The sequence below is a fragment of the Georgenia ruanii genome (assembly GCF_009193175.1).
In the GTDB taxonomy this organism is placed as follows: domain Bacteria; phylum Actinomycetota; class Actinomycetes; order Actinomycetales; family Actinomycetaceae; genus Georgenia; species Georgenia ruanii.
This window is the reverse complement of sequence record NZ_VUKE01000029.1, coordinates 20124-28727: the sequence shown is the minus strand read 5'-3', so window position 1 is coordinate 28727 and position 8604 is coordinate 20124. Positions and strand designations below refer to the sequence as shown.

General features: G+C 75.8%; 9 protein-coding genes. 4 read left to right on the top strand and 5 right to left on the bottom strand.

Features of this window, described 5'->3' with window-relative positions:
- Positions 1–829: glycerol-3-phosphate dehydrogenase/oxidase (locus GD880_RS19470; protein WP_405002766.1), on the bottom strand; the 829-nt coding region annotated here is incomplete at its 3' end.
- Positions 830–1006: 177 nt separating this feature from the next.
- Between GD880_RS19470 and GD880_RS19465 the strand changes: the two genes are divergently transcribed.
- Positions 1007–1993, top strand: coding sequence for a sugar-binding transcriptional regulator (locus GD880_RS19465; RefSeq protein ID WP_226909844.1), 987 nt, complete (start codon positions 1007–1009; stop codon positions 1991–1993).
- 113 nt (positions 1994–2106) lie between these two features.
- Positions 2107–2559 carry an amino-acid N-acetyltransferase gene (locus GD880_RS19460; RefSeq protein ID WP_452176761.1) on the top strand — a complete coding sequence of 151 codons (453 nt, stop codon included), beginning with the start codon at positions 2107–2109 and terminating at the stop codon, positions 2557–2559.
- Between the two features lie 3 nt (positions 2560–2562).
- On the opposite strand, the gene GD880_RS19455 is transcribed toward GD880_RS19460, so the two are convergent.
- Both GD880_RS19455 and GD880_RS19450 read right to left on the bottom strand, forming a co-directional pair.
- Positions 2563–2982, bottom strand: coding sequence for a hypothetical protein (locus tag GD880_RS19455; RefSeq protein ID WP_152233263.1), 420 nt, complete (start codon positions 2980–2982; stop codon positions 2563–2565).
- A 23-nt stretch (positions 2983–3005) separates the two neighbouring features.
- Positions 3006–3962, bottom strand: a complete 957-nt coding sequence (locus GD880_RS19450; RefSeq protein WP_193314609.1) for an A/G-specific adenine glycosylase — start codon at positions 3960–3962, stop codon at positions 3006–3008.
- 62 nt (positions 3963–4024) lie between these two features.
- On the opposite strand from GD880_RS19450, the gene GD880_RS19445 reads away from it, so the two are divergent.
- Entirely contained in the window at positions 4025–4678 is a 654-nt protein-coding gene (locus GD880_RS19445) for a hypothetical protein (RefSeq protein ID WP_152233261.1), read from the top strand.
- 19 nt (positions 4679–4697) lie between these two features.
- Here the strand turns inward: GD880_RS19445 and disA are convergent, their stop codons facing one another.
- Positions 4698–5741, bottom strand: a complete 1044-nt coding sequence (gene disA / locus GD880_RS19440) for a DNA integrity scanning diadenylate cyclase DisA (RefSeq protein WP_152233268.1) — start codon at positions 5739–5741, stop codon at positions 4698–4700.
- Between the two features lie 176 nt (positions 5742–5917).
- Positions 5918–7357: a DNA repair protein RadA gene (radA, locus tag GD880_RS19435; RefSeq protein ID WP_152233260.1), complete on the bottom strand. Its 1440-nt coding sequence runs from the start codon at positions 7355–7357 to the stop codon at positions 5918–5920.
- A 94-nt stretch (positions 7358–7451) separates the two neighbouring features.
- On the opposite strand from radA, the gene GD880_RS19430 reads away from it, so the two are divergent.
- Positions 7452–8603, top strand: a complete 1152-nt coding sequence (locus GD880_RS19430; protein ID WP_152233259.1) for an acyl-CoA dehydrogenase family protein — start codon at positions 7452–7454, stop codon at positions 8601–8603.
- Position 8604: the final 1 nt, after the last annotated feature.

Below are 8604 nucleotides of genomic sequence, written 5' to 3'. Positions count from 1 at the left end.
CCCAGGGGATGACGAACAGCACGGACTTCTCGGTGCGCAGGAACAGCCCGGTGGAGCCCTTGATGCGGTCCTTGGGGACCACGATGTGCACGCCCTTGGAGGCCAGCACCTTCAGCCCGCCCTCGGTCCCGCCGAGCGCCTCGGTCTCCTCCGTCCACACCCCGGTGGCGGCGATGACGTGGCGCGCCCGCACCTGGCGGGTCGCGCCGGTCTCGAGGTCGACGAGCGTGGCGCCGGTGACCTGCCCCGCGGGGTCCTTGGTCAGCGCCGTGACCTGCGTGCGGGAGGCGGCCAGGGCGCCGTAGCCGGCGGCGGTGCGCACCAGGTCGATGACCAGGCGGGCGTCGTCGACCCGGGCGTCGTAGAACCGGATCGCGCCGACGAGGTAGTCGTCGCGGATGTCGGGGAAGAGCCGCTGGGCGCCGGACTTGGAGTAGTGGCGCTGGATGGGCACGGCCGCGTGGCCGCGCGAGCCGAGCTGGGCGAGGGCGTCGTACATGCCGACGCCGACGGCGGAGTAGGCCCGCTCGATGACCGGGGTCTTCAGCGGCCACAGGAACGGCTGGGCCTTGACCAGGTGCGGGGCGGTGGTCGACAGCAGGGTGCCGCGCTCCTTCAGCGCCTCCGCGACGAGCTTGAAGTCCAGCTGGTAGAGGTAGCGCAGCCCGCCGTGGACGAGCTTGCTCGAGCGGGAGGAGGTGCCGCCGGCCCAGTCCTGGGCCTCCACGATCGCGGTGCGCAGGCCCCGGGTGGCCGCGTCCAGCGCGATGCCCGCGCCGGTCACCCCGCCCCCGATCACCAGGACGTCCACGCCCTCCTCGTCGCTCATCGCCGCCAGCGCCGCGTCCCGCGCCTGCCTCGTCAGAGCCGTGCTCGCCACTGCAACCTCCTTGGTGGCGAGGCCGCCGGTCGGCGTCCTCGCCCTGTGTCGATGAGACATATGCTCCGTTTCGGATGAACGAAGTTGCAATCTTCGTGCACGAACGTGCGCGGGTGAGGTGGCGGCGTGAGCAACCGTGAGGACGTCCTCTACGAGGCGGCGGCGATGTACTACCTGCAGGACGAGACGATGGAGTCCATCGCCGGCCGGCTCGGCGTCTCCCGCTCCACCGTCTCCCGGCTCATCAAGGAGGCCCGCGAGACCGGGCTGGTGCGCATCTCCGTCCAGCCGCGCGGCGCCGCCGTGGGCGCCGTCGCCCGCGCCCTGACCGCCAGCTTCGGGGTGCAGGCCCACGTCGTCGCCGTCCGCCAGGGCGCCACGCAGGTGCAGACCCTGGACCAGGTGGCCCGCGTCGCCGGCCGGCTCGTCTCGGCCTGGATGCAGCCCGGCACCGTGCTCGGGCTGGCGTGGGGGACGACGACGTCGGCCGTGGTGGACCATCTCGTGCCGCGCCGGGTGCCGGGCGCCGCCGTCGTCCAGCTCAACGGCGCCGCCAACCCGGTGACGTCCGGGATCCCCTACGCCGGGTCGATCATCACCGCGGCGGCCGCCGCCTTCGACGCCCGGGTGCACCACTTCCCCGTCCCGGCCTTCTTCGACTTCCCCGAGACCAAGCGGGCGATGTGGCGCGAGCGGTCCATCCGGCGGGTGCTCGCCATGCAGGGCAAGGTCGACGTCGCGGTGTTCGGCGCCGGGGCGATGGACGGCCCGCTCGCCTCGCACGTCTACGAGGGCGGCTACCTCGGCGCGGAGGACGTCGCGCGGTTGCGGGCGGAGGGCGTGGTCGGGGACATCTGCACGGTGCTGCTGCGCGAGAACGGCACCTACGCCGACATCGAGCTCAACGCGCGCGCCACCGGCCCCACCCCGCGCGAGCTCGCGCAGGTCGGGCGGCGGGTGTGCGTGGTGGCCGGCACCGCCAAGGCGGCCACCCTCCTCGGGGCGCTGCGTGCCGGCGCGGTGACCGATCTGGTCGTCGACGAGGCCACCGCCCGGGCGGTCGTGGAACGCGCCCGCCGCCCGCGCGCCGGCGTGCCAGGATCGCAGCCGTGACCAGCCAGGACCCCCGCCCCGCACCCGCCCCGCACCCCGCCGGGCCCGGGCGCCGCCCGGCGCCGGTGGTGGTGCGCCAGGCCCGGCCCGCCGACGTGCGCCGCATCTACCAGCTGGTCCAGCCGTTCACCGAGACCCGGGTGCTCATCGCCAAGGAGCTCATCAGCTACTTCGAGGCGGTCCAGGAGTTCGTCGTCGCCGAGCTGCCCGAGGAGCCCGGCCGGATCGTCGGGTGCGGAGCGCTGCACGTGCTGTGGGACGACATCGCCGAGGTCCGCACGCTCGCCGTCGACCCGCGCGTGCAGGGCCGCGGCGTGGGGCACGAGCTGCTGCAGACCCTGATCGACCGCGCCCGCGCCCTCGGGCTGCGGCGGGTGTTCTGCCTGACCTTCGAGGTGGACTTCTTCGCCAGGCGCGGCTTCCGCCGCATCGCCGGCACCCCGGTGGGCACCGACGTCTACGCCGAGATGCTGCGCTCGCACGACGACGGCGTGGCGGAGTTCCTCGACCTCGCCCGCGCCAAGCCGAACACGCTGGGCAACTCCCGGATGCTGCTCGAGCTCTGAGCCTCAGCGCCGCAGCAGGTGCAGCGCGACCACGCCCTGCGCGCCGACCAGCCCGCACGCCACCACCGCGACGACCGCCGAGGGGCGCACGAGGATCCAGGCCGTCACGCCGAGCACCAGGGCGACGGCGAGGACGGTGCGCAGCGTCCCCAGCGTCGCCCGCACCCGGGTGGTGACCGGCCGCGGCTCGGCGCCGCGCAGGACCGCGTGCAGGCCGGACCCCGCCGCGCCGACGGCGACCAGCATGACCAGCTGGCCGACCGCGAGCAGGGAGACCCCCGGCCACAGCGCCGGGCTGTCGGTGCCGGTGAGCAGGGCGACGGCGAAGCCCATCACGCCCAGCGCCAGGCACGCCCCGGCGCTGACCCCCAGCGCGATGCGCAGGGCGCGCACGGCGCGGTCGGTGGTCGGGTCGCTGCTCACCCCGGCAGGCTAACCCGCGGGCGTCACGGCAGCCGGAAGCGGCCCGCGTGCGCGCCCGTGTCGGCGACGACGAGGCCGTCGCCGACCAGCGAGGCCAGCGCGCGGGCGGGCTGGCCGGGGTCGGGCAGCGCCGCGGGGTCCGCGCCGTCCGCGCCGGCGACGAGGAGGTCCTCCCCGGCGGCCCACTCCTGCCGGTGGTGGCGCAGGTGCGCCATGATCCGCCCGCGCACCTGCCGGTCGGTGCCGTGCCAGGCCTGGGTGCGGCGCCGCCCGGCGTGCTCGTCGGCCGGCTTCCCGGCGGCATGCCAGGCGCAGGCATCCAGCAGCGGGCAGGCGTCGCACCGGGGCGCGCGCGCCGTGCACACCAGCGCCCCGAGCTCCATGAGGCCGACGTTCCACCGCACGGAGGTGGCGGCGTCGGCGGGCAGGTAGGCCGCGGCGCGGTCGCGCTCGGCGCGGCCGAGGGACGGCGCCGGCAGCGCCCGTCCCTCGAGCGCCCGGCCCAGCACCCGGCGGACGTTCGTGTCCAGGACGACGGCGCGGCGGCCGTGGGCGAAGGCGGCCACGGCCGCGGCGGTGTAGGCCCCGATGCCGGGCAGGGCGAGGAGCGCGGCCTCGTCGGCCGGCACCTCGCCGTCGTGCTCGGCGACGATGGCGCGGGCGCACTCCTGCAGTCGCAGCGCCCGCCGCGGGTAGCCGAGCCGGTCCCAGGCGCGCAGCACCTCGGCGGGGCGGGCCGCGGCCAGGTCGGCGGGGGTGGGCCACCGCGCCATCCAGGCCCGCCAGGCCGGCTCGACCCGGGCCACCGGGGTCTGCTGCAGCATGACCTCGCTGACCAGCACCGCCCAGGCACCGGCTCCCGGCGCGCGCCACGGCAGGTCCCGGGCGTGCTCGGCGTACCAGCCCAGCACGGCGTCGACCAGGGCCGCGCCCTCGGTCGGGTGGGTGGTGGGCTCGTCGGTGGCGGTCGCGGCAGTCATCATCCCCAGTGTGCCCGGCGTGGGTGACACGAGGCGGCGGCCGCCCGACGTACGGTTCCGGCGTGAGCCCGACCCCCGACCGCACCGCCGGCCGCCCGAAGCGCCCCGCCCCGGCGGGTGGCGCGCGCCCCGGGGCCCGCTCCCCGCGGCGCCGGCCCAGCCGCGCGGTGATCATCCGGCGCCGGATCGTCGCCCTCGTGATCCTCCTCGCCGTCATCGCCCTGCTGGTCTGGGGCGTCACGGCGGTCGTCGGGCTCCTGCGCGGGGGCGACGACGCCCCTGCGGCCGAGGAGCTGGCCGCCGCGGAGACGACCACCGGCCCGGTCGACCCCCAGGCCTGCCAGTCGCGCGAGCTGGAGGTGGACCTCGCCCCCAGCGCCACGGCGGCGGGACGGCCGGTGTCCTTCGACGTGACGCTGCGCAACACCTCCCAGGCGGCCTGCCTGGTCGACGCCGGCCGGGCGGCGCTGGTGCTGACCGTCTCGTCGGGGGAGGACCGGGTGTGGTCCTCCGCGGACTGCCCGGCCGAGCCCGCCGAGCGCGAGCTGCTGCTCGACGCCGGGGACACCGCCACGACCACCCTCACCTGGGACCGCACCCGCTCGGCCCAGGGCTGCCCGGGCGGCCAGCGCGCCGCCGGCGGCGGCACCTACCAGGTGATGGCCTCCCTCGGCGGCGCGATGCTGCCGGGTGCTGAGGCCACCTTCACGCTCTGAGCGCCGCGCCCGGGCTGGGTCAGGCGAACCGCTCGAGGATCGAGGACTCCGCGAGCCGGGAGAGCCCCTCGCGCACGGCGCGGGCGCGGTGCGGGCCGACGCCCTCGACGGCCTGGAGGTCCTCGGTGGTCGCGGCGAGCATCGCCTGCAGGTTGCCGCAGTGGGCCACGATCGCCTCCGCGGTCGAGGTGGGCAGCCGGGGGATCTTCGCCAGCACCCGGTACCCGCGGGGCGCGAGGGCGGAGTCCAGCGCCTCGCCGTCGGGCCCGCCGATGCCGAGCTTGCGGGCGATGGTCGGCATGTCGATGAGCTCGGCGGAGGTGAGGCTGCCCATGGACTCGAGCACCTCGCGGGGGCCGGCCGGGATGTGGTCGCCGAGGTAGTCGCGCACCACGAGGGTGCGGTCGGGGTCGATCCCGATGACGAGCTCCTCGAGCTGGAGGGAGAGCAGGCGCCCGTCGGTGCCCAGCTCGGTGACGTAGCCGTCCACCTCCGCGGAGATGCGCGAGACCATCTCCAGGCGCTGGACCACGGTGACGACGTCCCGGACGGTGACCAGGTCCTCGATCTCCAGCGCCGAGAGCGTGCCGGAGACCTCGTCCAGCCGCGCCTTGTACCGCTCGAGGGTGGCCAGCGCCTGGTTGGCCCGCGAGAGGATGACGTCGGAGTCCTCGATCACGTGCCGGTGCTGGTCGACGTACAGCGCGACGGTGCGCATCGACTGGCTCACCGAGATGACCGGGTAGCCGGACTGCTTCGCGGCCCGCTCTGCGGTGCGGTGGCGCATGCCGGACTCGGAGGTCTCGATCGAGGCGTTGGGCAGCAGCTGGGCGTTGGCCCGCCGGATCCGCCGGTTCGGGAAGTCCACGACGACGGCGCCGTCCATCTTGGCGAGCTCGCGCAGCCGGGTGGCCGAGAACTCCACGTCCAGCTCGAAGCCGCCGGAGCACATGGCCTCGACGGTCTCGTCGTAGCCGAGGACCACGATCGCGCCCGTGCGCCCGCGCAGGATGCGCTCGAGGCCGTCGCGCAGCTCGGTCCCCGGTGCGACCGCACGGAGCATGGCACGCAGCTTGCCGTCGGGGGGGAAGTCGGGCACGGGTCCTCACATGATGCTCGCGTCAGGGAACAGCAGACGTCTGCCCCCGGGGGTCATCCTAGGGGCGACCGGCCTGCCGCCGGCCGGGTCGGGCGGGCCGACCGGGGAGCGGGGCGTCTCGATCCGGTCACGGCCGGCGCTCAGTGCTGCGGCTCGCGCACCACCGCCGTCGACGCCCGCCACGCCGCGCCGGCGGCCTCCCGGAGGCTGTCGACCGGGTGGACCGACAGTCCCGGCACCGCCCGCAGGTCCGCCGCCCCGCGCGCGGGCACGATCGCCCGGGTGAAGCCGAGCCGGGCGGCCTCGGCCAGGCGGCGCTGGACGCCCACGGTGGTGCGCACCTCCCCGGTCAGGCCCACCTCGCCCACCGCCACGATGCCCGGGTCGAGCTCCTTGCCCTCGACCGCGGAGAGCACGGCCAGGGCCACGGCCAGGTCCACGGCCGGCTCCACCGCCCGCGCCCCGCCCACGGTGGAGACGTACACGTCGGCGGTGGACAGCGTCACGCCCAGCCGCGACTGCAGCACGGCCAGCGTCATCGCCACCCGGGAGCCGTCGAGCCCGGCGGTGGTCCGGCGCGGGGAGCTCAGCGGCGAGCGGGCCACCAGGGCCTGGATCTCCGTCGGCATGGGCCGCCGGCCCTCCAGCGAGACGGTCACGCAGGTGCCCGGCACGGCGCTGCGGTGCCCGGAGAGGAACAGGCCGGAGGGGTCCGCCAGGCCGGTGATGCCGGTGTCGCCCAGGTCGAAGCAGCCCACCTCGTCGGTGGGCCCGTAGCGGTTCTTGACCGCCCGGACCATCCGCAGGCGCGAGTGCCGGTCGCCCTCGAACTGGCACACGACGTCGACGAGGTGCTCGAGCACGCGCGGGCCGGCGATGGAGCCGTCCTTGGTCACGTGCCCGACGAGCAGCACCGGGATGTCGCGGGTCTTGGCCACGTGGATGAGGGCCGAGGCGACCGCCCGCACCTGGCTCGTGCCCCCGGCCGCGCCGTCCACCGTGGCGTCGGCGATGGTCTGGACGGAGTCGACCACGAGCAGGGAGGGGTCGGCGTTGTCCACGTGCCCCAGCAGCGTGGCGAGGTCGGTCTCCGCGGCGAGGAGCAGGTGCGGGGTGAGCGCGCCGATGCGCTCGGCCCGCAGCCGCACCTGGCCCGCCGACTCCTCGCCGGTGACGTACAGCACCGGCCGGCCGGTCCCGCCGCCGGCGACGTCGGCCGAGACGGCCGCGGCCCGGGCGGCCACGTCGAGCAGGAGGGTGGACTTGCCCACGCCCGGCTCGCCGGCCAGCAGCACCACCGCGCCGGGCACGATGCCGCCGCCGAGCACCCGGTCCAGCTCGCCCACCCCGGTGCTGCGCGCCCGCGCCGCGTCCACCGCCACCTGGTCGATCGGCCGGGCCGGGGCCGAGGGCGCCAGGGCCGCGGGCACCCGGGCCGGCGCCGTCCCGGCCGCCTCCTCCACGGTGCCCCAGGCCTGGCACTCGCCGCACCGGCCCACCCACTTCACGGTGGTCCACCCGCACTCGGCGCAGCGGAAGGCGGCCCGGGCCGGCCGGGTCTTGGCGGAGGTGGAGGTCATGGGCCAAACCGTAGGGGCGGGCGCCGACATCGGTGCCCGGGCGGGGCCGGGCATAGGGTCACCAGCAGCACCGACGGCAGGAAAGGACTCACCCATGGCCGACCACCGCCAGGTCCTCACGGAGGACCTCCTCGAGCGCATCCGCGAGCGCGCGCCGCGCTACGACGCCGAGAACACCTTCTTCGACGAGGACCTCGCCGAGCTCAAGGAGGCCGGCTACCTCACCGCGTTCGTGCCCGAGGAGCTCGGCGGGGCCGGGCTGACCCTGGAGGAGATGACCCGCGAGCAGATGCGCCTCGCGGCCGCCGCGCCGGCCACCGCGCTGGCGGTGAACATGCACCACGTGTGGGTCGGCGTCGCCCGCACCGTCCGCGCCCACGGCGACCGGTCCACCGACTTCATCCTCGAGGAGGCGGCGGCCGGGGAGGTCTTCGCCTTCGGGGTCTCCGAGGCCGGCAACGACCTCGTGCTCTTCGGCTCCGAGAGCGAGGCCCGCCCCGACGGCCGGGGCGGCTACACCTTCCACGGGCTGAAGATCTTCACCTCTCTCGCCCCCGCCTGGACCCGCATGGGCACCTTCGGCACGGACGCCACCGGCGAGGAGCCGCGCAACGTCTGGGGCTTCATCACCCGCGACGGCGGCGGCGTGGAGACGGTCGGCACGTGGGACGTCATGGGCATGCGCGCCTCGCAGTCCTTCTCCACCCGGCTCGACGGCGCCCCCGCGCCCGCCGACCGCATCGTCCGGCGCCTGCCCCCGGGTCCCACCATGGACCCGTTCGTCTTCGGCATCTTCGCCAACTTCGAGATCCTCCTCGCCTCGGTGTACACCGGGCTGGCCGGGCGGGCGATCGAGGTCGCCGTCGAGACGGTGCAGAAGCGCCGCTCGCTGAAGAACGACGCCCCCTACTCCCAGGACCCCGACATCCGCTGGCGCCTGGCCGACGCCGCCATCCAGCTCGACGGCGTCTACCCCCAGATCGCCGAGATCGCCCGCGACGTCGACCACCAGGTCGACCGCGGCCCGCTGTGGATGCCCCAGCTGTCCGCGGTGAAGTCCCGGGCGACGGAGGTCGCGCTCGACGTCGTGACGAAGTGCGTGCGCGCCTCCGGCGGCTCGGCCTACTCCACCGGCAAGGAGCTCTCCCGCCTCTACCGCGACGTGCTGGCCGGCCTGTTCCACCCCAGCGACGACGAGTCGGTGCACGGCGCCTGGGCCAACGCGCTGCTCGGCCCGGTCCGCTAGC